Origin of the sequence: Xanthomonas sp. LF02-5, assembly GCF_034105325.1 — a bacterium.
Taxonomy (GTDB): domain Bacteria; phylum Pseudomonadota; class Gammaproteobacteria; order Xanthomonadales; family Xanthomonadaceae; genus Xanthomonas_A; species Xanthomonas_A sontii.
The window spans coordinates 463,099-486,808 of record NZ_JAXGGF010000002.1; the positions used below are offsets into that span (position 1 = coordinate 463,099).

At 69.9% G+C, this 23,710-nt stretch carries 24 protein-coding genes; 17 read left to right on the top strand and 7 right to left on the bottom strand.

Annotated elements, in window-relative coordinates; translation table 11 throughout:
* Positions 1–55: 55 nt before the first annotated feature.
* Positions 56–4,669, bottom strand: a complete 4,614-nt coding sequence (locus SLW52_RS08030) for a putative Ig domain-containing protein (protein WP_320739943.1) — start codon at positions 4,667–4,669, stop codon at positions 56–58.
* Here SLW52_RS08030 and SLW52_RS08035 point away from each other — a divergent pair.
* The 5 genes from SLW52_RS08035 to SLW52_RS08055 all read left to right on the top strand — a co-directional run bounded on the left by SLW52_RS08035 (position 4,569) and on the right by SLW52_RS08055 (position 7,338).
* On the top strand, positions 4,569–4,973 hold the full coding sequence (locus SLW52_RS08035; protein ID WP_226978665.1) for a hypothetical protein: 405 nt from the start codon (positions 4,569–4,571) through the stop codon (positions 4,971–4,973). The genes SLW52_RS08030 and SLW52_RS08035 overlap by 101 nt on opposite strands.
* Before the next feature lie 51 nt (positions 4,974–5,024).
* Positions 5,025–5,570, top strand: coding sequence for a tail fiber protein (locus SLW52_RS08040; protein ID WP_043093989.1), 546 nt, complete (start codon positions 5,025–5,027; stop codon positions 5,568–5,570).
* A 68-nt stretch (positions 5,571–5,638) separates the two neighbouring features.
* Positions 5,639–6,166 carry a tail fiber protein gene (locus SLW52_RS08045; RefSeq protein WP_043093987.1) on the top strand — a complete coding sequence of 176 codons (528 nt, stop codon included), beginning with the start codon at positions 5,639–5,641 and terminating at the stop codon, positions 6,164–6,166.
* 58 nt (positions 6,167–6,224) lie between these two features.
* Positions 6,225–6,761: a tail fiber protein gene (locus SLW52_RS08050; RefSeq protein ID WP_017909949.1), complete on the top strand. Its 537-nt coding sequence runs from the start codon at positions 6,225–6,227 to the stop codon at positions 6,759–6,761.
* Positions 6,762–6,768: 7 nt separating this feature from the next.
* Positions 6,769–7,338: a GNAT family N-acetyltransferase gene (locus SLW52_RS08055; RefSeq protein WP_320740085.1), complete on the top strand. Its 570-nt coding sequence runs from the start codon at positions 6,769–6,771 to the stop codon at positions 7,336–7,338.
* On the opposite strand, the gene SLW52_RS08060 is transcribed toward SLW52_RS08055, so the two are convergent.
* Positions 7,331–7,618 (bottom strand): hypothetical protein, encoded by a 288-nt coding sequence (locus SLW52_RS08060; protein WP_017909947.1) that lies wholly within the window; start codon positions 7,616–7,618, stop codon positions 7,331–7,333. The genes SLW52_RS08055 and SLW52_RS08060 overlap by 8 nt on opposite strands.
* Before the next feature lie 329 nt (positions 7,619–7,947).
* On the opposite strand from SLW52_RS08060, the gene SLW52_RS08065 reads away from it, so the two are divergent.
* The 6 genes from SLW52_RS08065 (at position 7,948) to SLW52_RS08090 (ending at position 12,192) form a co-directional block, all read left to right on the top strand.
* Complete coding sequence (locus tag SLW52_RS08065) at positions 7,948–8,739, top strand: ATP-binding cassette domain-containing protein (RefSeq protein ID WP_043093985.1); 792 nt, start codon at positions 7,948–7,950, stop codon at positions 8,737–8,739.
* Entirely contained in the window at positions 8,739–9,488 is a 750-nt protein-coding gene (locus tag SLW52_RS08070) for an MlaE family lipid ABC transporter permease subunit (protein WP_010341089.1), read from the top strand. Before SLW52_RS08065 ends, SLW52_RS08070 begins: the two co-directional genes overlap by 1 nt.
* A 103-nt stretch (positions 9,489–9,591) precedes the next feature.
* On the top strand, positions 9,592–10,131 hold the full coding sequence (gene mlaD / locus SLW52_RS08075; RefSeq protein WP_017909944.1) for an outer membrane lipid asymmetry maintenance protein MlaD: 540 nt from the start codon (positions 9,592–9,594) through the stop codon (positions 10,129–10,131).
* The gene (locus SLW52_RS08080; protein WP_017909943.1) at positions 10,128–10,796 is read left to right on the top strand and encodes an ABC transporter substrate-binding protein; all 669 of its coding nucleotides are present in this window, start codon (positions 10,128–10,130) and stop codon (positions 10,794–10,796) included. The genes mlaD and SLW52_RS08080 overlap by 4 nt, the downstream gene beginning before the upstream one ends.
* Positions 10,786–11,103, top strand: a complete 318-nt coding sequence (locus tag SLW52_RS08085; RefSeq protein ID WP_043093981.1) for an STAS domain-containing protein — start codon at positions 10,786–10,788, stop codon at positions 11,101–11,103. The genes SLW52_RS08080 and SLW52_RS08085 overlap by 11 nt, the downstream gene beginning before the upstream one ends.
* Before the next feature lie 3 nt (positions 11,104–11,106).
* Positions 11,107–12,192, top strand: coding sequence for a VacJ family lipoprotein (locus tag SLW52_RS08090; protein ID WP_320739947.1), 1,086 nt, complete (start codon positions 11,107–11,109; stop codon positions 12,190–12,192).
* Positions 12,193–12,203: 11 nt separating this feature from the next.
* Here SLW52_RS08090 and SLW52_RS08095 read toward each other — a convergent pair whose 3' ends face one another.
* The 3 genes from SLW52_RS08095 to rmuC form a co-directional block, all read right to left on the bottom strand.
* On the bottom strand, positions 12,204–12,488 hold the full coding sequence (locus SLW52_RS08095; RefSeq protein WP_320739949.1) for a hypothetical protein: 285 nt from the start codon (positions 12,486–12,488) through the stop codon (positions 12,204–12,206).
* 770 nt (positions 12,489–13,258) lie between these two features.
* Positions 13,259–13,801, bottom strand: coding sequence for a glutathione peroxidase (locus SLW52_RS08100; RefSeq protein ID WP_320739950.1), 543 nt, complete (start codon positions 13,799–13,801; stop codon positions 13,259–13,261).
* A 531-nt stretch (positions 13,802–14,332) separates the two neighbouring features.
* Positions 14,333–15,922 carry a DNA recombination protein RmuC gene (rmuC, locus tag SLW52_RS08105; RefSeq protein ID WP_320739952.1) on the bottom strand — a complete coding sequence of 530 codons (1,590 nt, stop codon included), beginning with the start codon at positions 15,920–15,922 and terminating at the stop codon, positions 14,333–14,335.
* A 380-nt stretch (positions 15,923–16,302) separates the two neighbouring features.
* On the opposite strand from rmuC, the gene SLW52_RS08110 reads away from it, so the two are divergent.
* From SLW52_RS08110 to SLW52_RS08135, 6 genes are all read left to right on the top strand, one after another.
* A complete protein-coding gene (locus tag SLW52_RS08110) occupies positions 16,303–16,629 on the top strand; it encodes a hypothetical protein (protein ID WP_320739953.1) in 327 nt (108 codons plus the stop codon).
* Positions 16,630–16,755: 126 nt separating this feature from the next.
* On the top strand, positions 16,756–17,484 hold the full coding sequence (locus SLW52_RS08115) for an MgtC/SapB family protein (RefSeq protein ID WP_148827367.1): 729 nt from the start codon (positions 16,756–16,758) through the stop codon (positions 17,482–17,484).
* 42 nt (positions 17,485–17,526) lie between these two features.
* A complete protein-coding gene (locus SLW52_RS08120; RefSeq protein ID WP_320739954.1) occupies positions 17,527–18,597 on the top strand; it encodes an ATP-binding protein in 1,071 nt (356 codons plus the stop codon).
* On the top strand, positions 18,594–19,211 hold the full coding sequence (locus SLW52_RS08125) for a response regulator (protein ID WP_267098970.1): 618 nt from the start codon (positions 18,594–18,596) through the stop codon (positions 19,209–19,211). The genes SLW52_RS08120 and SLW52_RS08125 overlap by 4 nt, the downstream gene beginning before the upstream one ends.
* Positions 19,212–19,504: 293 nt before the next feature.
* Positions 19,505–20,950: an amino acid permease gene (locus SLW52_RS08130; RefSeq protein ID WP_320739955.1), complete on the top strand. Its 1,446-nt coding sequence runs from the start codon at positions 19,505–19,507 to the stop codon at positions 20,948–20,950.
* Positions 20,947–21,672 (top strand): DUF6882 domain-containing protein, encoded by a 726-nt coding sequence (locus tag SLW52_RS08135; protein ID WP_152239766.1) that lies wholly within the window; start codon positions 20,947–20,949, stop codon positions 21,670–21,672. The genes SLW52_RS08130 and SLW52_RS08135 overlap by 4 nt, the downstream gene beginning before the upstream one ends.
* Before the next feature lie 45 nt (positions 21,673–21,717).
* Here the strand turns inward: SLW52_RS08135 and SLW52_RS08140 are convergent, their stop codons facing one another.
* On the bottom strand, positions 21,718–22,119 hold the full coding sequence (locus tag SLW52_RS08140) for a DUF2628 domain-containing protein (RefSeq protein ID WP_017909243.1): 402 nt from the start codon (positions 22,117–22,119) through the stop codon (positions 21,718–21,720).
* 424 nt (positions 22,120–22,543) lie between these two features.
* Positions 22,544–23,701 (bottom strand): glycerate kinase, encoded by a 1,158-nt coding sequence (locus SLW52_RS08145; RefSeq protein WP_152180920.1) that lies wholly within the window; start codon positions 23,699–23,701, stop codon positions 22,544–22,546.
* Positions 23,702–23,710: the final 9 nt, after the last annotated feature.

Sequence of the window (23,710 nt, forward strand, 5' to 3'; positions counted from 1 at the left end):
TTCGCGCCGGACACTCACCCCAACCCCTCTTCCGGGGGGAGAGGGGCTCAAAGCGTCAGTACTTCTTCTCGACGTTGAACATCCAGGTCTGGTCGCTGCCGCTGTCGCCGTCGGTCACGCCGCGGTACTCCACGCGCGTGGACAGGCCCTGGTCGGTGCTGAACACCACGCCCACGCCCAGCATCAGCCGGTTGCGGTCGTACACGCTCTGCCCGGTGCGGTACAGGGTGCCGCCGACGATGTCGGCATAGCCCAGCGTGGCGTCGCCGCGGCCCTGGAAGTCGTGCTGGTACTCGAGCCGGAACTGCGGCGTCAGCCGTCCCCAGGTCATCTGCCGGCGCCATTCCAGGCGCAGGCCGAGGTTGCCGGTGGTGGTGGCCACGTCCATGTCCTCGTAGCGCAGCGCATACGGCGCCATCGCCGCTTCGCTGTAGGCGTCCAGCGTGGCGCGCGCGGCATCCACCCGCGCGTACGGGGTAATCTGCCAATCGCCGCGCTGCAGATCGGCACCGGCCGACAGCGACGCGATCCACTGGTGGCCGCTGCGGTCGCCTTCGGCCAGGGCGCCGTTGTCGGTGACGTAGCGGCGCAGGTCGTAGGACAGCAACTGGTAGCCGACCAGGGTGTCGAAGAACAGCGTCTGGCCCGGGTGATAGCTGGCATACAGCGCCAGCGTGTACGCGGTCGACTTGCTGCGGCTGCCGTCGCGGCCGACATCGCTGTCGTCGCGGCCGAAGCCCACGCCCGCGCCCAATGCGAAGGACGAGGAGACGCGGTAATCGGCGCCCAGGCTCAGGCCATCGGTCTGGAAATCCACGCCGGCGCGCTGCGACTGCCTGTCCAGGCTGCCGGAGCGGATCGCACCACCCACCCACAGGCCCAGATCGCCTGCCGCAGTGGCATCGCGTGGTGCCGCCGACGCGGTGTCGGCGCCGCCGTCCATGGCGCCGTCGCGCAGGTCGCGGTTGGCCGGGTCGCACGCTTGCGCGTCCAGATTGCGATCGCTCTGCAGCGTGCGGTCGCGCTGGCGGCACTGCGAGCTGGCCTGGAAGCTCACGCCGTTGTCGAAGCCGCGCGCACCCCGGTGGGTCGCCTCCAGGCGGCGCTGGAAGTTGTCGATCTGCGCCTTGGCGAAGCGCCGGGTCGACTCGGCCTGCGCGTCGATCAGGCCACGCACCTGCGCATCCTGGGTCGGATCCCGGCGCGGCGCGATCACGAACACGATGTCCGCCGGGGCCGAGGTCGCGTATGCATTAGACAGGGTGAAGCGCACCGTGGCGTTGCCGGAGAAGGCCGGGTTCGGCACGAAGGTCAGCATGAAGCCCGGGCCGTCGTCCGCGGCCGCGGTCGGCACGCCGGCGGCCCTGGCGGCCGCGCGGGTGATCGTCGCGGTACCGGCGTTGGCCGGCAGCACCGCGACCACGGCGGCCGCCACGAACGGACCGCCGGTGGCGTCGCGGGTGACGTCCAGGGTCTGCGTCTGCCCGGTCACCGCCGGCACCGTCACCGACACCGCGATGGGGCGGGCGTTGACGGTGATGGTGACCACGGCCGGGGCCGAACTACCGCCGGCGCCGATGGCGGTGTAGTGCACGCTGTCCACGCCCACGTAGCCCGGCGCCGGCGTGTACACCAGGCGCACGCCATCGACGGTCGCGGTGCCGTGGCTGGGCGCGGTGGCGATGGCGATGCTGTCGATGCTGCCGGTGTCGTTGCCGGTGACCGCCAGGGTCAGCGCGGTATCCACGAGGGTGGCGCCGGTGTCGTTCGCCGCCACCGGTGCCGGCACCGCCGAGGCGATGGTCAGGGTGTAGGCCTGCGTGGCCGAAAAGCCGTTGGCGTCGCTCACCTTGATGCTGAAGGCGAAGCTGCCGGCCGCGCTCGGCGTGCCGGACAGCACGCCCGCCGGGGTCAGGCTCAGCCCGGTCGGCAGCGCGCCGCTGACCACGCTGTAGCTGTACGGTGCGGTGCCGCCGCTGGTGCTCAGGGTCTGGTTGTACGCGGTGCCCGCGGTGCCGGCAGGCAAGGTCGGCTGCCCCGGAGTCAGGGTCGGCGCCGCGATGCTCAGCGTGTAGCTGCGGCTGGCCTGGCCGGGGACGCCGGCGGTGCTGTCGGTGACGGTGGCGGTGAAGACGAAACTGCCCGCCTGGGTCGGGGTACCGGACAGCACGCCGGCCGCGCTCAGGCTCAGCCCGGCCGGCAACGCGCCGGTAGCGAGGCTGTAACTGTAGGGCGCGGTACCGCCGGTGGCGCTGAGCGCCTGACTGTAGGCGCTGCCCGCGGTGCCGGCCGGCAGCGCCGGCGGCGACAGCGTCAGCGTCGGAGAGGCCACCGTCAGGGTGAACGCCTGCGCCGCAGTGAAGGCGTTGGCGTCGGTAACGCCCACGGTGAACGCGAAGTTGCCGGCCGTGGTCGGCGTACCGGACAGCACGCCGCCCGCGCTCAGGCTCATCCCGCTCGGCAAGGCGCCGGCATTGAGCACATAGCTGTACGGTGCGGTGCCGCCGCTGGTGCTCAGCGCCTGGCTGTAGCTGGCGTTGATCGCCGCTGCCGGCAACGTCGGCGGGGTGATGGCCAGGGTCGGCGAGGCGATGGACAGGGTGTAGGCGTGCGAGCCGCCGAAACTGCCGGCATCGGTGACGCCGACGACGAAGGTGAAGCTGCCGGCCACGGCCGGGGTGCCGGATAGGACACCGGCACTGCTCAGGCTCAGGCCCGCAGGCAAGGCACCGGAGCTGAGCGCGTAGGTGTAGGGCGCCGTCCCGCCGCTGGTGCTCAACGTCTGGCTGTAGGCGGTGCCCGCGGTCCCGGACGGCAGCGTGGACGGGGCGACGGTCAAGGTCGGCGCCACGATCGCCAGCGTATAGCTGCGCGACGCCTGGCCCGGCGTTCCGGAGGTGCTGTCGGTCGCGACCAGGGTGAAGCTGAAATTGCCGGTCACGGTGGGCGTGCCGCTGAGCGCACCGGTCGCACTGTTGACGGTCACGCCTGCCGGCAAGGCGCCGGCCGTGACGGCATAGGTGTACGGCGCGATGCCGCCGCTGGCCTGGGTGATCGCCGCGCTGTAGGCCTGGCCGGCGGTGCCGTTGGGCAGGGTCGTCGCCGGCAGCGTCACGGTTGGCGCAGCCACCGTCAACGTATAGGCACGGCTACCACTGATGGGCGACGCGCCGCTGTCGGTCGCGGACACGGTGAAATTGAAGCTGCCGCTGCCGCTGGGCGTGCCGGTCAGCACGCCGGCGGAACTCAGCAGCATGCCCACCGGCAATGTGCCGGTGGTGATCGCGAAGCCATATGGCGCCGTCCCACCACTGGCCGTCAAGGTCTGGCTGTAGCTGGTGCCGGCGGTGGCCGCCGGTAGCGACGTCGGCGAGATCGTCACCACCGCATCGTCGTTGAGGATCGTGCCGGTGGCGGTGGCGCGGGCGATGGTGGCGTTGCTGGCAGCGGACAGGGTCACCGTGAACGTCTCGTCCGGCTCGACGGTGGTGTCGCCGATGATCGTCACTGCGATGCTCTGCACGGTGGTGCCGGGCGCGAAGGCCAGCGGACCCGAGGTGGCGACATAGTCGCTGCCGGCAGTGGCGGTGCCGTCGGCGGTCCCGTAGTTGACCATGACGGTTTGGCCGCTGGCGGCGCTGAGGGTAACCGTGAACGTCGCCGTGGTGGTGCCGCTGTTGCCTTCGATGACGCTGACATCGCCGATCGAGAGCGACGGCTGCGCATCGTCGTTGACGATGGTGCCCTGGCCCTGTCCGTCGGCGACGGTGGCGCCGCTGACGTTGCTGACGTTGACGAAGAAGGTTTCGTCGGGTTCGTTGAGCGTGTCGCCGATCACCTGCACGGTGAAGGTGGCACTGCTGCTGCCGGCCGGAATGGTCAGCCCGTTCACGCTGGAGGAGATGTAGTCGGTGCCCGCGGTCGCGGTGCCGTTGGCGGTGGCGATGTCGAAGCTGACCCCGCCACTGCCGGCCGGCTGGCTGAGCGAGACGGTGAAGGTGAACGCGGTGTTGCCGGAATTGCCCTCGTTCTGCGACACGTCGTTGACCGACAGCGCCGGCTGGTCGTCGTTGAGGATGGTGCCGGTGGCGCTGGAGGGGTTGCCGATCGAGTAGCCGGTACCGTTGGCCACCTGGAAGATCACCGTCTCGTCCGGCTCCACAGTGGTATCGGTGACCGGGGTGACGCTGAAGCTGGCGGACGTCGCGTTGGCCGGCACCACGACGCTGCTGACCGCACCGGTGTAGTCGGTCCCGCTGGTGGCCGTGCCGCTGCGGGTCAGGTTCACCGTGGTCGCCGAACTGTTGGTCGAGCTCAGCGTCACCGTGTAGACGAAGGGCGTGCCGCTGTCCTCGTTGGCGCTGGACGGGGAGACCGTGATGCTGGCGCTGCGCGAGGGGTTGATGGTGATGTTGAAGACGACCTGGTTGTTGTCCTGGTCCAGCAGGTAGAACGAGTCCGAGGTCGCGCCGTCCCCGTTGTTGGTATAGGTCACCGTCTGTGTGCCAGGACCGGACTGCTGGCTGAGCACGAAACTGCCGTGCGCAGGCTGCACAAGAGGATCGGTCATGCCACCGTTCGAGTCCCCGTCGCAGTCGCTGACGTCGAACGTCACCGATTGGCCCTGGTTCACGGTCGCGGTTTTAGGCGACGGGCAGTACAAAGCCATGCAAACCTGCGACGTCGTCATCAACAGCAGCGCCATCAGCCAACGCAACATCCGTCGCACGCCGCTCGATGCGGAGCATTTTGTAGACATATTTCGATTCCCCCAAAACGCGCCACCCCATGGGCGCTGGCAGCCATCCTGGTGCCTCGGACTTCGCGGAACATCGGCCCAGCAAGCATCGGCCGTGCGCGTCGCGCGGCCATTGGAACAGCAAATCCGACGCCGCGTAAAGCAACAAATGCGTCACGTCTGTCTGGTTCAGCGAAATCGTCGCTTGCAAGTCGCCGAAGTCGTGATTAAGTAGTCTGGCGCCAGACACGAGGTCTGCCGCCATCCACTCCGGGGGGAGATCCGCATGAGCGAGTTCTTCATCGGTCAGATCATGCTGACCGGTTTCGCGTTTGCGCCAAAATATTTTGCGCAGTGCAACGGGCAATTGCTGCCGATCAATCAGAACCAGGCCCTGTTCAGTCTGCTCAGCACCCGCTTCGGCGGCGACGGCAAGACCACCTTCGGCTTGCCGGACATGCGCGGGCGCACGCCGGTGGGCTATGGGCCGTCGGCCGATCCGGCGTGGCAGCCGCCTGCGGTGCCGATGGGCCAGGCCGCCGGCGCGGAGACGGTGACGCTGGTAGGCGACAACCTGCCCCCGCATACCCACCTGATGACTTGCAGCAGCGCCAACGGTGACAACCGCATACCGACCGGCCGCCTGTTCGCCAACAACTACATCCCTACTGGAACTCCGCACGCGCTGTACGCTGCGCCAGGGGCAACGGTGCCACTGGCGCAGTCCACCATCGCCAATAGCGGCGGCGGCCAGGCGCATCCGAACGTGCAGCCGTACACCACGATCAATTTCTGCATCGCGCTGTCCGGCATCTTCCCTTCGCGCAGCTAGGCGCATCCGCATCCGGGCACGCCGCGCACAGTCGTGCGCGTGGCGCCTCATCGACCAGGAAGCATCTCATGGGCACTCCCTTCATCGGCGAAATCCGCATGTTCGGCTTCGGCCGTACGCCCCAGGGCTGGCAGGCGTGCGACGGCTCGCTGCTGCAGATCTCCGAATACGAACCGTTGTACGTCCTGCTCGGCACTGCCTACGGCGGCAACGGCACCAGCACCTTCGGCGTGCCGGATCTGCGTGGTCGCCTGCCGATCCACCAGGGTCAGGGACCGGGCCTGAGCAACTACCCGCTCGCCCAGCGCGCAGGCACCGAGACGGTGACATTGACGGAGCTGCAGATGCCGGCACACACGCATACCGCGCAGGCCACCACCGCCGCGGCCACCACCACCGCGCCCGCCGGGCTGTTGCCGGCCGCGGTCAACGGGAGCCAGTTCTATACAAGCGACGTCACCGGCGCCACGATGCTGGCGCTGTCGCCGCAAAGCACGTCCTTCGCTGGCGGCAACCAACCGCACGACAACGTCATGCCGACGCTGACCGTGCAGTACTGCATCGCCACCACCGGCATCTTCCCGCAACAGGCCTGACCTCTGCGCCGCGCCGACACGGCCGCGGCACGCATCCGCTCATCGGAGGAATCCGCTCATGACCGAACCCTATATCGGCGAAATCCAGCTGTTCGGCTTCGACTACAACCCGTACGGCTGGGCGTTGTGCAACGGCGCCACCCTGCCGATCACGCAGAACACCGTGCTGTATTCCCTGCTCGGCGTGGCCTACGGCGGCAATGGCACCACCACGTTCCAACTGCCGAATTTCGTGACGCGCGCCGGCTGCCAGCAGGGCGCGGGGCCTGGACTGACGCCGCACACGCTGGGCAGCAATTTCGGCTCGGCGTCGGTGAGCCTGCAGAGCACGCAGATCCCCATGCACCAGCACGGGGTCACTGCTGCCTCACAGCCGGATGGCACGAAGAAAACCGCTTCGCCTGCGAGCGGTGTCGCCCTGTCGACGCTGAACGTGAATACCGAGCGTCCGTTCCTGGCCGTCGCGCCGAACACGCAGTTCTCCCCGACCATGTTGATGCCCACCGGCATCGGCCAGGCGCACGAGAACCGGCAGCCGTATCTGGCGGTGAACTTCTGCATCGCCTTGCAGGGCAACTATCCGGTCTTCAACTGAGGACATGATGTCGATCGCCGCGTCGCCCGGCTTTCCGCAACGGGACGCCGGGCTCGCCGCGCCGCCCGCATTGCGGGCGCGCGGCATCGTCCTGCGCGCAGCACAGGCCGCGGACCTGGACTGGCTACGCGACCTGTACGCCAGCACGCGGCGCGACGAACTGGCCGCAGTCCCCTGGCCGGAGCCAGCCAAGCGCGCCTTTCTCGACCAGCAGTTCGCCTTGCAGCATGCGCACTATCTGCAGCACTTTCCCGGCGCGGACTTCCTGGTCGTGGAAGACACGCACGCGCGGCTGGGCCGGCTGTATCTGGACCGCAGCACGGATCCGCACGTCCTGGTCGATATCAGCCTGCTGCCGGACTGCCGCGGCCACGGCATCGGCGGCGCGCTGATCGCGCAGGCACAGGCGCTCGCGCATGCGGATGGGCGCGCACTGACACTGCACGTGCTGCATGCCAATCCCGCAGCGCAGCGGCTCTACGCGCGGCTGGGCTTCGTTGCCGGCGAGGCCGGCCAGACCCATCTGGCCATGCGCTGGGATGGCGCTGGCACGAAGCCGGACGCGCGCGTCAGTTGAACACCGCCTGATACAGGAAGCCGTCGCGTTCGCGCGCGACCGGCACCAGGAAGATGCCGATCTCGCCCAGGCGCGGATGGCGCATCTGGTAGGTCTGCTGCGGAAACAGGAACGCCGAGCCGTTGCGGAACAGCAGCGAGAACGGGGCGCGCCGCGCCGCGGGCGGCGTCGGCAGCGGCCGCGCTTCGACCAGCACGAATGCGACCTCGCCTTCGTTCAACTGCGCCGAGAACGTCTCGTTCACGCTTCCAGCGAAGTGTTCCAAGCTCAACAGCTCCATCCTTGACTCCAGGTGTGGTTCGGCACGGTCGCCATGCCGGCATCGTCGCGTGCCGTCGCGACGCGCACAAGCGCTGTGCGGGCATTTGTCCACACCGCCTTTTGTCCACACCTCAATTGCAGCTGCGAGGCGCTGGCGCGGTGGCGGCCATCCCGAGCCGATGCAGCGTCGCCGGCGGCCAATGCGCGGCCGTATGACACGCTGTTGCATGAACGGGGTGAAGCGGGCGCGCACACCGGCCCGCGCAGTGCGACAATACTGCACGGGCCAGTTCGGTTAAGTTCAGCCGAACGGATCGATCCTATGTTGTATTTTCGTTAAAGGTCGCGATGGCGTCTTCCGAATCCAATCTGGTGCAGTTGTCGGGCGTGCGCATCGACCGCGGCGGCCGGGCGATCCTGCGTGACGTTTCGCTGAGCGTGCCGCGCGGCAGCATCACCGCGGTGCTCGGCCCCTCCGGCAGCGGCAAGTCCACGCTGCTGGCGGCGCTGACCGGCGAACTGGAGCCGGCCGCGGGGACGCTGCAGGTGTTCGGCAAGCCGCTGCCGCGCGGCAGCCGTGCGCTGCGCGAGACGCGCAAGAGCATCGGCGTGCTGCTGCAGGGCAACGGCCTGCTGACCGACCTGAGCGTTGCCGAGAACGTGGCGCTGCCATTGCGCGCCCACACCCGCCTGCCCGAACCGGTGCTGCAGCGGCTGGTCGCATTGAAGCTGCACGCGGTGGGCCTGCTGGCCGCTGCCGACGCCTGGCCGCGCGAGCTGTCCGGCGGCATGGCGCGGCGCGTGGCGCTGGCGCGGGCGCTGGCCCTGGACCCGCCGCTGATGATCTACGACGAACCCCTGACCGGGCTGGACCCGATCGCCTCCGGCGTGATCATGAGCCTGATCCAGCGCCTCAACCACACCCTGGGCCTGACCAGCATCATCGTCAGCCACCACGTCCACGAGACCCTGCCGATCTGCGACCAGGCCGTGGCCATCGCCAACGGCGGCGTCGTCTTCGCCGGCACCCCGCAGGAATTGCAGGCCAGCAGCGATCCGCTGCTGCAGCAGTTCCTGCACGGCCGTCCCGACGGCCCGATCCCGTTCGATGCGCCGCAGCGCGCGCGGAGCGCCGCCTGATGGCCATCGTTGCCCCGATCCGTTCCCTGGGCCGTGCCGGGCTGTTCTTCCTGACCGTGCTGCGCGGCTCGCTGCCGACCCGGGACCTGCTGGCCGAGCTGATCCGCGAGATCTACAAGGTCGGCGCGCGTTCGCTGCCGATCATCGCCGTGGGCGGCGCCTTCGTCGGCCTGGTGCTGACCCTGCAGGGCTACCGCACGCTGCAGACCTACGGGGCCTCCGATGCGTTGTCCACGCTGCTCGGCCTGTCGCTGTACCGCGAGCTGGCGCCGGTGCTGACCGCGCTGCTGTTCATCGGCCGCGCCGGCAGTTCCATCGCCGCCGAGCTCGGCCTGATGCGTGCGACCGACCAGATCAAGGCGCTGGAGCTGATGGCGATCGATCCGGTGGCCAAGGCGGTGGCGCCGCGCTTCTGGGCGGCGGTGCTGACCGTGCCGCTGCTGACCGGCATCTTCTGCTCGCTGGCGATCAGCGCCAGCTACTTCGAGGCCGTCGGCGCGCTCGGCCTGGACCGCGGCACGTTCTGGTCGGCGCTGTCGAGCAGCGTGGATTTCTGGGACGACTTCGGCGTGGCGATGCTGAAGTCGGCGGTGTTCGGCGGCACGGCGGCGCTGGTGGCGGCCTATGTCGGCTTCCATGCCGAGCCGACCATCGAGGGCACCTCGGTGGCCACCACCCGCGCCGTGGTCAACGCCTCGCTGCTGGTGCTGATGTTCAATTTCGTCATGTCGGCGCTGCTGTTCCGCTGAGCGGCACCAACGCGGAGCCGGCCGGCGACGGCAGGCCCCGCGGCAACATCCCGGTCGCGGCACTGGCGCCGCGGCCACGCTGAATCAACAAGGTAGACACGTTATGGCTCTCCGTGGTCCCCGTCTCGAGTTCGCCGTCGGCGCCTTCCTGCTGCTGGGCCTGGCCTCGCTGCTGGTGCTGGCGCTGGCTTCCACCAACCGTCAGTGGGGCTTCGGCGGCCACCGCTACGACCTGGTCGCGCGCTTCTCGCAGATCGGCCAGTTGCGTGCGCAGGCGCCGGTGAAGATCGGCGGCGTCATCATCGGCCAGGTCGCCAAGATCGACCTGGACCCGACCAAGTTCGACTCGGTGGTGACCTTGTCCATCGACGACAAGTACAAGGACCTGCCGGCCGACACCTCGGCGGCGATCCTGACCAGCGGCCTGCTCGGCGAGAGCTATGTCGGCCTGCAGCCCGGCGGCGACCCCGACACGCTCAAGCCCGGCCAGGAAATCGCCTTCACCCAGCCGGCGGTGGACCTGATCCAGCTGGTCGGCAAGTACATGTTCGGCGGCGGCAGTGCCGGCGGCGACAAGAACGCAACACCCGCTGCCGCACCCTCGGCCGACCCCACCACGCCCGCAACGGAACCCAAGCCATGACGATCAAACTGCTTTCCGCCGCTCTCGCCGCCGCGCTGGCCGTGGCCGCGCCCTCCGCCGCCCTGGCCCAGGCCGCCGCGCCGGCCGCCGCCGCCACCCAGGCCGGTTCGGCCAGCAAGGTGGTGCTGGAGAACAGCACGCGCATCCTGACCACGCTGGAACAGCGCCGCAGCGAGTTCAAGAGCAACCCGACCGCGCTGCGCCAGTTCATCGACAGCGAGATGAACAAGTCCTTCGACCGCGACTACGCCGCCCGCCTGGTGCTGGGCGTGCACGGCCGCGGCGCCTCCGACGCCGACGTCAAGCTGTTCGGCGACGCGATGGCCGACAACCTGATGCAACGCTACGGCACCTCGCTGCTGACCTTCGAAGGCAAGCCGCAGGTGCGGGTGAAGTCGGAAACCCCGCTGCCCGGCGGCCGCGGCGTCAAGGTCTCCACCGAACTGCTGCGCAGCGGCGGCGACCCGGTGCCGGTGGACTACCTGCTGCGCAACACCGGCGCGGGCTGGAAGATCTTCGACGTGATGGTCGAGGGCGTGTCCTACGTGCAGACCTTCCGCAACCAGTTCGACACCCCGCTGCGCAACAAGTCGATCCCCGAGGTTGCGGCCGAGCTGCGCAACGGCACGCTGCAGGCGGCACCGGCGGGCAACAGTGGCAAGTGATGCGCCGCAACTGCGCCGCGACGGCGACACGCTCGCGCTGAGCGGCGTGCTCGACCGTGCGGCGGCCACCGCGCTGTGGCCGGCAGCGCTGCGCGCGCTGCCGGGCGCACGCGCGCTGGACCTGCAGGCCGTCTCGCGGGTGGACAGCGCCGGCCTGGCGCTGCTCGCCGAACTTGCCGCGCGCCTGCGTGCCCAGGGCCAGGCCGAGGTCGCCATCCACGGCGCCCCGGCCGGCCTGACCGACCTGAGCGCCGCCTACCGGCTGGCCTCGACCCTGGACTTCCACTCTCCCCCTGCGGCGAGCTGACACATGAACGTGCTGCGTATCCTTACCTCCCTGACCCTGGCCGCCGCCCTGGGCGCCTGCGCTGGCGCGCCCAAGCGCACGCCACCGCCGCCGCCGCCGGTGGCACAGACCGCGCCGGCCGCCAGCGACAGCGCCGCGACTCCCGATACGCACGCCGCGTCGGCGACCGCGGACAGCGCCACCGGCATGGACACCGGCGCCGCGCCGGCATCGGCAAGCGCGCCTGCGGCGATGCAGCCGGCGAGTGCTGCCCCGGGCGCCGGGTCGGCCAACGGCACGCCGACCTCGGCCGAGGACGACTACGCCGCGCTGTACGGCGGCGACCCGTACAACCCGGTCGCCGATCCGACCCTGCCGGAGGGCGTGCCTGCACCGCAGAGCTACGATCCGTGGGAGAAGTTCAACCGCAAGGTGCATTCCTTCAACAACGTGGTCGACCGTGGCGTGGCGCGGCCGCTGGCACGCGCCTACGTCAACGTGGTGCCGCGGCCGGTGCGGTTGGGCGTGACCAACTTCTTCGACAACCTCAGCTCGCCGCTGACCATGGTCAACCAGCTGCTGCAGGGCCGTCCGCTGCAGGCGGGGCAGACCCTGAGCCGGTTCCTGATCAACAGCACGCTGGGTATCGGCGGCATCTTCGACCCGGCCACCGACGCCAACCTGCCGCGGCGCAGCGAGGACTTCGGCCAGACCCTGGGTGTGTGGGGCTGGCGCCGCTCGCGTTACCTGGAACTGCCGTTGTTCGGCCCGCGCACGGTGCGCGATGCGTTCGGCCTGGTCGGCGACGCGCCGCTGTCGCCACTGCAGCAGATCGAGGAAGACCGAGTGCGCATCGGTCTGCAGGGCCTGCAGTTGGTCGACACGCGCGCGCAGTTGCTGTCGTTGGACAGTCTGCGCGACCAGGCGCCGGACGAGTACCAGTTGACCCGCGATGCGTGGCTGCAGCGCCGCAACTATCAGATCGAGAGCGACATGCGCGGGCACAAGCGTCAGGACGACGATCTGCCGGCCTATCTGCGCGAGGAAGAGACCAATCCGACGGTGCCGGTGGATGCGATGCCGGTCCCGGAGTGGCGCGGCGGTCGCTGAGTCGCCTGCACTTAGGCAGCACAGAAAACCCCGGCTTCGGCCGGGTTTTTTGTGTCCGAAGCTTTTGCCGCCATCGCCTGTGGGCGCAGCGCGATGTGCGGGATGAGCGCGCGGTTTGCAGTGGGTGATCGGGTGTCGCGGCGGACTACAGGGTGCAGCCGGCTTTGCTCCTGCTCCTGCTCCTGCTCCTGCTCCGGTTCCTGTTCCTGCTGTTGCTGTTGCTGTTGCAGTTGATTTACCGGGGTCCCCTCGGCGCGGCAGCCACGGCGGGGAAAAACCCGAAGGGCGGCGTACATGGATGTACGCCGTTCGCGGCAGGGGCAGGATGCCCCTTCCGCGAATCCCCGTCGTGGCTGCGAACCTGGAGCGCGAAGCGCGGAAGGCGCGCTGCGGGGTGTGCTTTCTTTTGGTTACTTTTCTTTGCACAAGCAAAGAAAAGTGACTCGCCGCAAGGCGAAAGCCTTTGCTGTTGCTTTCAAGCTTCCAAACGAAGCAACCACATCAACGACAACAGCAGAAGCAAAGCTTTCGCCCTTGCGGGCGAGTTACTTTTCTTTGCTCGCGCAAAGAAAAGGTAACCAAAAGAAAGCGCGCCCTGCCTCGCGCCCTCCGCGCTGCGCGCTCCGGGTCCGCGTCCAGCCCGGGGATCCGCGGAAGGGGCTTGGCTGCTTCGCAGCCAAGTCCGGGGCAGTCGCCTCACGGCGCCAGCCCGCCCGCCGGGGCGAAGCAGTGCTTCGCCTTTTTCCGGCGAGCCCTGCCCTGCCGCGGACGGCGTACATCCATGTACGCCGCCCTTCGGGTGTTTCCCCGCCGTGGCTGCCGCGCCGAGGGGACCCGGTAGATCAAAAGCCAGAGCAACAGCCAAAGCCAAGCAAGAGCAACGGCAACGGCAACGGCAACGGCAACGGTTTCGATGCTGCACGCCTTGCGTAGGAGCGGTTCAGCCGCAACAAGCGACGCCGGCCAACGAGGACATCGATCACCTCTCCGGCTCGTTCACCAACTACCTAGACGCCGAAACACACCTTCAGCTCGTCCAAGCACAGCCAGATGACGCCGCGCGCCGTTACGCCAGCGCCGCGTCGATCGCCGCGCGCAGGCGCGGGTCCTCTGCGGTGACGTCCGGAGCAAAGCGCGCGCGGACCTGGCCGTCGCGGCCGACCAGGAACTTCTCGAAATTCCACAGCACGCCTGGCGCCGGATTCGGCTCGATGCCGTAGCCGGCCAGCTTCTCGCGCATCGGGCCCTCGCCCTCGGTCTGCGGCTGCGCGGCGATCAGCGCGCGGTACAGCGGATGGGTGTCCTCGCCGGTGACCGCGATCTTGGAGAACATCGGGAAGGTCACGTCGTAGGTGAGCTGGCAGAACTGCTGGATCTCCGCCTCGCTGCCCGGCTCCTGGCCCTTGAAGTCGTTGGCCGGGAAACCGAGCACTTCCAGGCCGGCGGCCTGCTTCTCGCGGTACAGCGCTTCCAGACCCGCGTACTGCGCGGTGAGGCCGCACTTGGAGGCGACGTTGACGATCAGCAACACCTTGCCCTCGAACTTGGCGAGGGTGGCCGGCTGGCCATCGATGCGGGTCAGCGGAATGGCGGTCAACGACTCGGACATGGGGCATTACCTCGATCGAAAGGGAGCGCCAGCATAGTCGCTGCCGGCGCAGCATGCGCAGTGCCGTGACCGCGTGACTCAGCGCACCGACAGCTAGCCTGTGCAAGCTCGTAACACCCGCTTTTGCTGCGGATCATGTGATCCCGCAGGAGCGGCTTCAGCCGCGACGGCCGCGTCCGCAACACCTGCTCGCGACTGCCGCAGAAGGAACAAGAGCCGCCGCTACACATGTGCCTCTCGTCGTGATCGGCAGCGCGCGTATCGGCCAGCGGGCGAGCAGGCGAGCGGCCTGGAGACGACAGCGCATCCGCGATGTCGAATCGCATCGACACTGCAGGCAAGACCCGGACACCCGCATGCTGTGCCATCTGTACAGCGCGCGCGTACGAAGCGGCCGCGCTGGCCCGTCCAGGTCGCGGCGCTGCATCCAACATGGCGCGTGCCGGTCGCACACCATCTCGCGTCGACGTAACCGCCACGGCGCCCTGCCATCCCGACTCGCCGCACCGCCGCCGCGGGCACCGCAAGCCCTCACTCCCGGTCGTCGCCTGCCGCCTCGTCCGCTTCGGCATCGTCCAGCGGCAGCGACAGTTCCAGCAGCGGCGCGGCCTGCGCGTCGGCCAGGGTCTCGACGCCGCGCAGGCGGCGTTCGATGGTGCGGGTCTTGCGGCTGGCCTCGCCCAGGCTCTTGCCGACGGTGCTGATCTGCTTCTCGGCCTTTTCCAGGATGCCGGCGAACTTGCCGAACTCGCTCTTCACCGCCGCCAGCACACCCCAAACTTCGCTGGAGCGCTTTTCGATGGCGAGGGTGCGGAAGCCCATCTGCAGGCTGTTGAGCAGGGCGGTGATCGTGGTCGGCCCGGCGACGACGATGCGGTGCTCGCGCTGCAGCAGGTCGGCCAGGCCGGGGCGGCGCAGGGTCTCGGCGTACAGGCCCTCGGTGGGCAGGAACATCACCGCGAAGTCGGTGGTGTGCGGCGGGGCGATGTACTTGTCGCCGATCGACTTGGCCTGCACCCGGATCGCGCGCTCCAGTTGCACGCCGGTCGCCTGCACCAGTTCCGGATCGCCCTGCTCCTGCGCGTCGAGCAGGCGCTCGTAGTCCTCGCGCGGGAACTTGGCGTCGATCGGCAGCCACACCGGCGTGTCCTCGTGGCCGCGGCCGGGCAGGCGCACCGCGAAGTCGACCATTTCGTTACGTTCCGGGCGCACCCGCACGCCGCGTGCGTACTGTTCCTGGGTCAAGGTCTGCTCGAGGATGTTCTCCAGCTGCACCTCGCCCCAGCCGCCGCGGTTCTTGACGTTGCTCAGCACGCGCTTGAGATCGCCGACGCCGGTGGCCAGCTGCTGCATCTCGCCCAGGCCGCGCTGGACCTGCTCGAGCCGTTCGGAGACCAGCTTGAACGAGGCATCCAGGCGCGTGTTGAGGGTGGTCTGCAGCTTTTCGTCGACGGTGCCGCGCATCTGCTCGAGCTTGGCCGCGTTGTCGGCCTGCAGTTCCTTCAACCGCTCCTCCAGGGTGGCGCGCATCTCGCCCATCCGCTGCTCGTTGCGCTGGACCAGGTCGCCCAGGCGCTGGCCGAGCGTGTCGGCGAAGCGCTGCTGCGCGTCCGCGCCTTCCTGGCGGCCCTTGCGCGCATCCTCGATCAGGGCCTCGCGCAACGCGCCCAGCTGCGCGTCGATGCGCGCGATCAGCTCGGCCTGCTGCTGGCCGAACTGGGCCATGCGTGCGTCCTGCTGCTGGCCGAAGGCGTCGAGCTGGCCGCGGATCTCGACCAGGCGCTGGCTCAGCAACTCGGCCATGCGCTGCTGCGCGGCGCCGGCCTCGACCCGGCCGCGCCGCGCGTCCTCGGTGAGGGCTTCGCGCAGCAGGTCCAGGCGCTGGTCGGTGCGGGTGGACAGATCCGCCAGATTGCGGGCGAAGCCTTCGCTGCGCGCGTCCTGCTGGCGCGCCAGGCTGTCGAGCTGCTCGCGCAGTTCGCCGCGGCCGCCGCGCTGCTCCTCGCGCAGGGCGGCCTCCAGCGCGGCGTGGTTGCCCCGCCGCAGCAACACGGCCAGCAACAGGGCGATGACGGCGCACAACAGGCCGGCGAGGATCAGGAAATGGGCATCGTTCTGCATGCGGCCAGTGTAGCCGGCCGCGTCTCAATCGCTGCGCCACGCGCCGGCAGGCGGACCAGACCGGATATACCTTGGTATCGCCGTCATGGCCTCATGCAGGCTGGTGCACACCTGGGCCGCATGCCAAGCTTTGCGCCACCCGCTCCTGGCCCGGCCAGTGTGCGGTACCGCGGCATCCGACCGCGCCAGGCGTCGCGCACCGCGCGATCCGTTCCCCTGATACCGGAGGCGAGCATGGACCCCGATCCGCATCGACGCGGCATCAGCGCCGCATTCCCCCGCCGTTCCCCTCGCCTGGTCGCTGCCCGGCGCTGAGCCGGAAGACGCACGCCGCGCACACGCTGCGACGTCCTCCGGCCACGCGCCGCAAGGAGGTCGTCATGTTCCTGTTCTCGCTGTTCTCCCGCCGTTTCCGCCTGCAGCGCGGCCTGCAGCGCGCGCTGCGCGCCGCGGTCGCCATGCGCCGCACCGAGGCGCTGCGCCATCTGCTCGCCACCCACGGCGCACGCGCCTTCGCCCTGGCCCTGTCCGCGCAGTCGCCGCGGGTCATGGCCGATGCGCTGTCGCTGCTGTCCGTCGCCGACCGCATCCGGGTCCGCGCGCGCTTGCCGCATGCGGCGCAGCGGCGCCTGCACGAGGCCGGGGCGAACACTCCGGCCGCGCACTGGCTGCATGCCGCGCTGGCGTGGTGGCCCGGGGTGCGCTGAGCCGCGCGCGCCTGCCGCCGCGGTATCGGATGCCATCTTGCCCCGGCATCATGCGCCACCCGCATCCGCTCACTCCTTTCCCGGAGCCGCCATGACCGCTCCCCCCACCTACTGGAACGCGCCCTGATGGAAGCACTGCGTCTGTTCAATCTCGGCTCGCTGCTCGACACCCTGGTCAGCCTCACCGCCGCCTTCGTGCTCGGCGCGATCATCGGCTTCGAGCGCCAAGTGCGCCAGCGCACCGCCGGGCTGCGCACCAACACCCTGGTCGCGGTCGGCGCGGCGATCTTCGTCTCGCTCGGCGATCGCCTGTTCGAGATCCACGGCGGCACCCAGGGCGCGGTGCAGGTGGTGGCCTACGTGGTCTCGGGCATCGGCTTCCTCGGCGCCGGCGCGATCATGAAGGAAGGCGCCAACGTCACCGGGCTCAATACCGCGGCGACGTTGTGGGGGTCGGGCGCGGTCGGCGCCTGCGCCGGTGCCGGGCTGGTCGCCGAGGCGGTGCTGGCGGCCATGTTCGTGCTGCTCAGCAATACCCTGCTGCGGCCGATGGTGAACCGGATCAACCGGCATCCGCTGAAGGAATCCTCGCTGGAAGCCACCTACATGTTCTATGCGATCTGCGCGCGCGAGGTGCACGGCGAGGTGCGCGAGCGGCTGATCGAACTGCTGGAGGAAGCGCACTACCCGGCGCGCGAGGTCGAGCAGCATCCGTTCGGGCAGAAGGACGTGGAGATCGCCGCCACCCTGTACGCCACCGCGGTGCGTGCCGAGGAACTGGATGCGGTGGTGCAGCGCCTGGAGGGCGAACCGGGTGTACAACAGGCGTTCTGGAACGCCGGCGCCGAAGCCTGAGCCAGTCATGCCTATCCCCGTCACTCCCACGCCACGCCGCCGATGATCGCCTGGTTCAAGCCGCTGCCGCCGCATCGCCGCCTGCTCGGCCTGGCCGCGCTGGGCCTGGCGCTGGGTGCGATCTTCGTCGCCGACACGGTCACCGACTACGCGGTGGCGGCGGCGCTGTTCTACACCGTGGCGATCCTCGGCGCGGTGCGCTTGCTGGCCCCGGCCGGGCTGGGCGTGCTGGCGGGCATCTGCGTGATGCTGGTTGTGCTCAGCTTCCATCTCACGCATGCCGGGGCCTACCACGTCGGCGTGATCAACTCGGCGATCAGCATCGTGGTGGTGGCGGTCACCGCCTCCATCGCGGTGCGCATGGAGCGGGCCAAGGCCGCCGCGCACGCGGCGCAGGCGCAGTTGCTGCGGCTGGCGCGGGTACGCAGCCTGGGCAGCCTGACCGCGTCGATCGCGCACGAGGTCAACCAGCCGCTGGCGGCCATCGTCACCAGCGGCAACGCCTGCCAGCGCTGGCTCGACCAGCAGCCGCCGAACCTGGACAAGGCGCGTGCGGCGCTGGCGCGCATCCTCGCCGACGCCGAGCGTGCCGGCGAGGTGATCGCGCGGGTGCGCAGCCTGACCCGGGGCGAGGCGCCGCAGCAGCGCGCCTTCGACCTCAACGCCGCGGTGGCCGAGGTACTGGCGCTGTCGCAGGGCGAACTGGAACGCAGCGCGGTCAGCGTGCACACCGAACTGTCGGCGCTGCTGCCGCCGGTGTCGGCCGACCCGGTGCAGATCCAGCAGGTGATCGGCAACCTGCTGCTCAACGCGATCGAGGCGATGGCCGCCACGCCGCCGGCGCAGCGTGCGCTGCGCATCGTCACCGAGCGCGAGGACGCGCGTTCGGTGCGGCTGAGCGTGGCCGACAGCGGCGAAGGCCTGTCCGCGCAGGCGCAGGCGCATCTGTTCGATGCGTTCTGGACCACCAAGCAGGGCGGCATCGGCATCGGCCTGAGCATCAGCCGCAGCATCGTCGAGGCCGGCGGCGGGCGCATCTGGGCCGAACCCGGGCGGCCGCGCGGCGCGGTGTTCTGCGTGTGCCTGCCCACCGCCGGCGGAGCCACGCTATGAATGACGCGACCGCACGCCCGGTGGTGTACCTGATCGACGACGACGCCTCGATCCGCGCCGCGCTGGAAGACCTGTTCGCCTCGGTGGACCTGCAGGTGCACGCCTTCGCCTCGACCCGCGACTTCCTGGCGCATCCGCGCGCCGACGCGCCGAGCTGCCTGGTGCTGGACATCCGCATGCCCGGGCAGAGCGGCATGGACTTCCACCGCAACATGCGCGAGGCCGGGCTGGCGCTGCCGACCATCTTCATCACCGGCCACGGCGACATCCCGATGAGCGTGGAAGCGATGAAGAACGGCGCGATCGAGTTCCTGACCAAGCCGTTCCGCGACCAGGACCTGCTCGACGCGATCGGCCAGGGCATCGCCCGCGACCGCGCGCGCCGCGCCGCCGATGCGGCGCAGGCGGAACTGCAGGCACGCTGGGCGCGGCTCAGCGCCGGCGAACGCGAGGTGGTGGAGCTGGTGGTGCAGGGCCTGTTGAACAAGCAGGTGGCGGCGCGGCTGCAGCTCAGCGAGATCACGGTGAAGGTGCGCCGCGGCAATGCGATGCGCAAGCTGGAGGTCGGTTCGCTGGCCGAGCTGGTAAGGCTGGCGGAGCGGCTGGGGCGGTAGGTCGGTTGCGAGAACCCACGATTGCCGGGCGCGGCGGAACAGGTCCTGACGCACCGGTATTCCGCAGCAGCGGCTTCAGCCGCGACGGGCTTCATCGGGAAAGCCCGTCGCGGCTGAAGCCGCTGCTACGAGACAGAGAGAGAGAGAGCGAGCGGTCTCCGCTCGATAAGGCCGGACTTGCGCTTCGCATCGACCTCCACAAGCGCCGTGCCATACCGCGCCGCAGGCGTAGCTTTGCTGCACCGCATTCGGCGACACTGCCGGGCTTGTCACTTCCGCACCCCGAGGCCCGCATGTCGTTCCTGTTCCGGCGCAAGTCGCTCGACCTGGTCACCGTCCACGAGGCCGGCCGCCGGCTGGTGCCCTCGCTGAGCTGGTCGCATCTGGTGGCGCTGGGCATCGGCGCGATCGTCGGCACCGGCATCTACACCTTGATCGGCGTCGGCGCACAGCTGGCCGGGCCCGCGGTGCTGGTGTCGTTCGCGGTGGCCGGGGCGATCTGCGCCTGCGCCGCGCTGGCCTATGCGGAGATGGCGACGATGATGCCGGCCGCCGGCAGCGCCTACACCTACAGCTACGTCGCGCTGGGCGAAGCGATCGCCTGGGTGGTGGGCTGGAGCCTGATCCTGGAGTACTCGCTGGTGGTCAGCACGGTGGCGGTGGGCTGGTCCGGCTACTTCGTCGGCTTCCTGCACTGGGCCAGTGCGCAGACCGGCATGGACCTGAACCTGCCGGCGGCGCTGACCGCGGGGCCGCATGCCGGCGGCATCGTCAACCTGCCGGCGGTGCTGATCACCTTCGCCGTGGCCGGCCTTCTGATGGCCGGCACCAAGGAGAGCGCCACGCTCAACGCGGTGCTGGTGGTGCTGAAGCTGATCGCCCTGGGCATCTTCGTGGCGGTGGCGCTGCCGGCGTTCCAGAGCGCCAACTTGCACCCGTTCATGCCCTACGGTTTCCCCAAGACGGTCGGCGCCGACGGCGTCGCGCACGGGGTCATGGCGGCGGCGGCGATCATCTTCTTCGCCTTCTACGGCTTCGATGCGATCTCCACCGCCGCCGAGGAAACCAAGAACCCAAAGCGCGACCTGGCGATCGGCATCGTCGGTTCGATGATCGGCTGCACCCTGATCTACATCCTGGTGGCGCTGGCCGCGGTCGGCGCGATGCGCTACGACGTGTTCGGCGCCAGCGCCGAGCCGCTGGCGCTGATCCTGCGCGAACTCGGCCAAGGCAAGGCGGCGGCGGCGATCGGCGTGGTCGCGGTGATCGCGCTGCCCACCGTGCTGCTGGCGTTCCTGTACGGGCAGAGCCGGATCTTCTTCGTGATGTCGCGCGACGGCCTGCTGCCGCGCGGGCTGTCCAAGGTCAACGCGCGTACCGGCACCCCGGTGGCGACCACCCTGTTCACCGCGGTGCTGGTGGCGGCGCTGGCCGGCGTGGCGCGGCTGGACGAGATCGCCGCGCTGGCCAATGCCGGCACCCTGGCCGCCTTCATCGCCGTGGCCGCGTGCATGCTGGTCCTGCGCCGCCGCGAACCCGGCCGCGCCCGCACCTTCCGCACGCCGCTGGCGTGGCTGGTCGGGCCGCTGGCGATCGGCGGCTGCCTGTACCTGTTCTGGAGCCTGCCGGATACCACGAAGATCTGGTTCGGGCTGTGGAACGCGCTGGGCGTGGTCGCCTACCTGCTGTACGGCCGCCGCAACAGCCTGCTGCAGCGCGCGCCGCAGACGCCGCGATGAGCCCGGCGTTCCAGGCAGCGCTGGCACGGCACATCGGCAGCGCCTACGCCCGCCAGCTGGCGCTGGCCGACGTGCTGGCCGAGCGTCGCTGGCAAATGGACCTGGGCGAAGGCCAGGTGTACTTCGGCGAGGACCTGCAGTTCCCGATTCAATTGCTGGGCACCGCCGCAGAAGCCAGCGCCAGCTGGCTGTGGGCCTGGGCCAACACCGCCAGCAACCTGCCACCGGCCCTGCTGGCCGATGCCAATGCGCTACGTGCGCACGGCGAGCGCGAGGGCATCGCCGAACTGGCCGCGCCGTCCTCGGCGCTGGGCGAGGACGGCGGCCACCAGATCGCCCTGCTCGCCGGTGCCCTGCGCGGGCGCTGCTACTACCGCGCGCCGTACGACGGCGGCGCGCTGTTCTTCCTGCTCGAGGACGTACCGGCCGCGGTCTTCGCGCCGTGCGACGACGCCCGCGTGCTGCGCCTGCTCGGCGAATTGCCGATGCAGTTCGAACTCGACCACCGGGCCATGACCGACGGCTTCCTGGCCGATCAGGGCTATGCCCTGCAGCGCGACGCCGCGCAGACCGTGGCGACGCGCGGCAACACCCGCATCGTCCTGGCATTCGATGCGCAGGCGCGGCTGACCGGCATTCAGGGCCAGCTGGCCCCGGCGCAGGCCGCGGCGGTCACGCCGAAGCCGGCACCGGCCTGGCAGTTCTGGAAGCGCAAGCGTTGAGCGCAGCGGCGGCGTGTCGCACCTGCGCGCCGCCGTGCCCGACGCTTACCACCAACGCAGGCCTTCGAACGGGTTCCAGCTGACGCTGCCCTTGCGCTGGTCCAGGTAGTAGGCGTAGTTGGCGGCCATGCCGACCAGCAGCGAGTAGGCGATGCCCAGGCCGCGGCCGATCGCCTCGGGGAGGAACGCCGCGACCACAGCCAGCGCCAGCCAGATGCCGATCAACCCCAGCGCCTTGCGCCACATGCCGAGGATGAAGAAGTAGATGAAGCCGAAGAACAGGGCGAAGAAGTTCATGTTGATCTTCAACCGTTCCATGAACGGCAGTGCCTTGAACGCGGCCTTGTACTCGGGCGTGGACGGGGCGCCGTAACGGTCGAAGAAGTCGAAGCGGAACTGCCACTTCGGGCTGAGCGGCGCACGTTGCGGGAGATTGGGGGTTTCCATGGCGTTAGAATCCGTGTTGTAAACGTTTTCAGTTTACCTGAACGGGGCAGCGCGCGCCAAATGGGCGCGGCTGCCGCACCAGTTTGGTGCGGGCCTGGAGAGTTGGGATTGGGGATTCGGGATTGGTCGCAGCGGGCGGGCGCCGACGTCAGGCCTGGCTTGGGGACGGGCTTCCCTGCCAGCATTGCGGAGACCGACAGTCGTCGCGTCGGGACTGAAGTCCCTCCCACAGGGCTTGCCTGCACGTGGCGCATCCGCTGCGACATACCCATATGTGGGAGCGGCTTCAGCCGCGACGCGCGGGGCAACCGCCTCGCGGGGTCCTGCGGCAATCACCGGTCACCGCGTCGGGACTGAAGTCCCTCCCACACAGGACTCCCAACGCTGCGGCTTGCAGCGCCAAGCCGAGCCGACAGTGAGACCGCTATTGCGCCCGGGAGCCGCCGAGGCGCTGGCCCAGGGCGATCGCCGCGGCCACGTTGCGCGCGGACTGGCGCAGGGCGTCCGCAGCGTCGGCCAGCGCGGCCTCGCGCGTGGACACGCGCTGCACAGCGCCGAACAGCGCGTCGATCCCCTGCGCCTGCAGATCCGCCGCGCCCTCGCCCAGACCGCCGGCGATGGCCAGCACCGGCACGCCGTGGCGCCGGGCGATGCGGGCGAGGCCGACCGGCACCTTGCCCTGCGCACTCTGCCCGTCCAGGCGGCCTTCGCCGGTGACCAGCAGATCGGCGCCGGCCAGGTGCGCTTCCAGCCCCAGCGCCTGCGCGACGATCTCCACGCCCGGCCGCAGCCGCGCGCCGAGGAAGGCGAGCAGGGCCGCGCCGATACCGCCGCCCGCGCCGGCGCCGGGCAGTTGCGCCACTGCCACGCCCAAGGTGCGTTCGATCGCCTCGGCGTAGTGCCGCAACCCGGCATCGAGCTGCGCGACCATCGCCGGCGTGGCGCCCTTCTGCGGCCCGAACACCGCCGAGGCGCCGCTCGGCCCGGTCAGCGGGTTGTCGACATCGCAGGCGACTTCGATGGTGCACTCGCGCAGTCGCGGGTCCAGCCCGTCCAGATCGATGCGCGCCAGCGCGCCCAGCGCCGCGCCGCCGGCGGCCAGGTCGCAGCCGTGCGCGTCCAGCAGGCGCACGCCCAGGGCCTGCGCCATGCCGGCGCCGCCGTCGTTGCTGGCGCTGCCGCCGATGCCGATCAGCAGCCGGCGCGCACCGGCATCCAGCGCGGCCAGGATCAGTTCGCCGACGCCGCGGGTGCCGGTCAGGCATGGATCGCGCTGTTGCGGCGGCACCAGCATCAGCCCGCTGGCCGCGGCCATCTCGATCAGGGCGGTGCCGCCGTCCTTGCTCAGGCCGAACTGCGCGGCGACCGGCGCGCCCAGCGGCCCGGTCACCGTGCAGGCGACCCGGCGCCCACCGCCAGCGGCGACCAGCGCGTCCACCGTGCCCTCGCCGCCGTCGGCGAACGGCAGCAGCACGTACTGCGCGGCCGGGAACACGCTGCGGAAGCCGGCCGCGATCTGCGCGGCCGCCTCCGCCGCGGACAGGCTTTCCTTGAACGCGTCCGGGGCGATGACGATCTTCATGCAGCGGCG

Coding starts and splice junctions, on each gene's coding strand:
- SLW52_RS08035 (WP_226978665.1), top strand. CDS start 4,569: ATGCCACCGTTCGAGTCCCCGTCGCAGTCGCTGACGTCGAACGTCACC.
- SLW52_RS08030 (WP_320739943.1), bottom strand. CDS start 4,669: ATGGCTTTGTACTGCCCGTCGCCTAAAACCGCGACCGTGAACCAGGGC.
- SLW52_RS08040 (WP_043093989.1), top strand. CDS start 5,025: ATGAGCGAGTTCTTCATCGGTCAGATCATGCTGACCGGTTTCGCGTTT.
- SLW52_RS08045 (WP_043093987.1), top strand. CDS start 5,639: ATGGGCACTCCCTTCATCGGCGAAATCCGCATGTTCGGCTTCGGCCGT.
- SLW52_RS08050 (WP_017909949.1), top strand. CDS start 6,225: ATGACCGAACCCTATATCGGCGAAATCCAGCTGTTCGGCTTCGACTAC.
- SLW52_RS08055 (WP_320740085.1), top strand. CDS start 6,769: ATGTCGATCGCCGCGTCGCCCGGCTTTCCGCAACGGGACGCCGGGCTC.
- SLW52_RS08060 (WP_017909947.1), bottom strand. CDS start 7,618: ATGGAGCTGTTGAGCTTGGAACACTTCGCTGGAAGCGTGAACGAGACG.
- SLW52_RS08065 (WP_043093985.1), top strand. CDS start 7,948: ATGGCGTCTTCCGAATCCAATCTGGTGCAGTTGTCGGGCGTGCGCATC.
- SLW52_RS08070 (WP_010341089.1), top strand. CDS start 8,739: ATGGCCATCGTTGCCCCGATCCGTTCCCTGGGCCGTGCCGGGCTGTTC.
- mlaD (WP_017909944.1), top strand. CDS start 9,592: ATGGCTCTCCGTGGTCCCCGTCTCGAGTTCGCCGTCGGCGCCTTCCTG.
- SLW52_RS08080 (WP_017909943.1), top strand. CDS start 10,128: ATGACGATCAAACTGCTTTCCGCCGCTCTCGCCGCCGCGCTGGCCGTG.
- SLW52_RS08090 (WP_320739947.1), top strand. CDS start 11,107: ATGAACGTGCTGCGTATCCTTACCTCCCTGACCCTGGCCGCCGCCCTG.
- SLW52_RS08095 (WP_320739949.1), bottom strand. CDS start 12,488: ATGTACGCCGCCCTTCGGGTTTTTCCCCGCCGTGGCTGCCGCGCCGAG.
- SLW52_RS08100 (WP_320739950.1), bottom strand. CDS start 13,801: ATGTCCGAGTCGTTGACCGCCATTCCGCTGACCCGCATCGATGGCCAG.
- rmuC (WP_320739952.1), bottom strand. CDS start 15,922: ATGCAGAACGATGCCCATTTCCTGATCCTCGCCGGCCTGTTGTGCGCC.
- SLW52_RS08110 (WP_320739953.1), top strand. CDS start 16,303: ATGTTCCTGTTCTCGCTGTTCTCCCGCCGTTTCCGCCTGCAGCGCGGC.
- SLW52_RS08115 (WP_148827367.1), top strand. CDS start 16,756: ATGGAAGCACTGCGTCTGTTCAATCTCGGCTCGCTGCTCGACACCCTG.
- SLW52_RS08120 (WP_320739954.1), top strand. CDS start 17,527: ATGATCGCCTGGTTCAAGCCGCTGCCGCCGCATCGCCGCCTGCTCGGC.
- SLW52_RS08125 (WP_267098970.1), top strand. CDS start 18,594: ATGAATGACGCGACCGCACGCCCGGTGGTGTACCTGATCGACGACGAC.
- SLW52_RS08130 (WP_320739955.1), top strand. CDS start 19,505: ATGTCGTTCCTGTTCCGGCGCAAGTCGCTCGACCTGGTCACCGTCCAC.
- SLW52_RS08135 (WP_152239766.1), top strand. CDS start 20,947: ATGAGCCCGGCGTTCCAGGCAGCGCTGGCACGGCACATCGGCAGCGCC.
- SLW52_RS08140 (WP_017909243.1), bottom strand. CDS start 22,119: ATGGAAACCCCCAATCTCCCGCAACGTGCGCCGCTCAGCCCGAAGTGG.
- SLW52_RS08145 (WP_152180920.1), bottom strand. CDS start 23,701: ATGAAGATCGTCATCGCCCCGGACGCGTTCAAGGAAAGCCTGTCCGCG.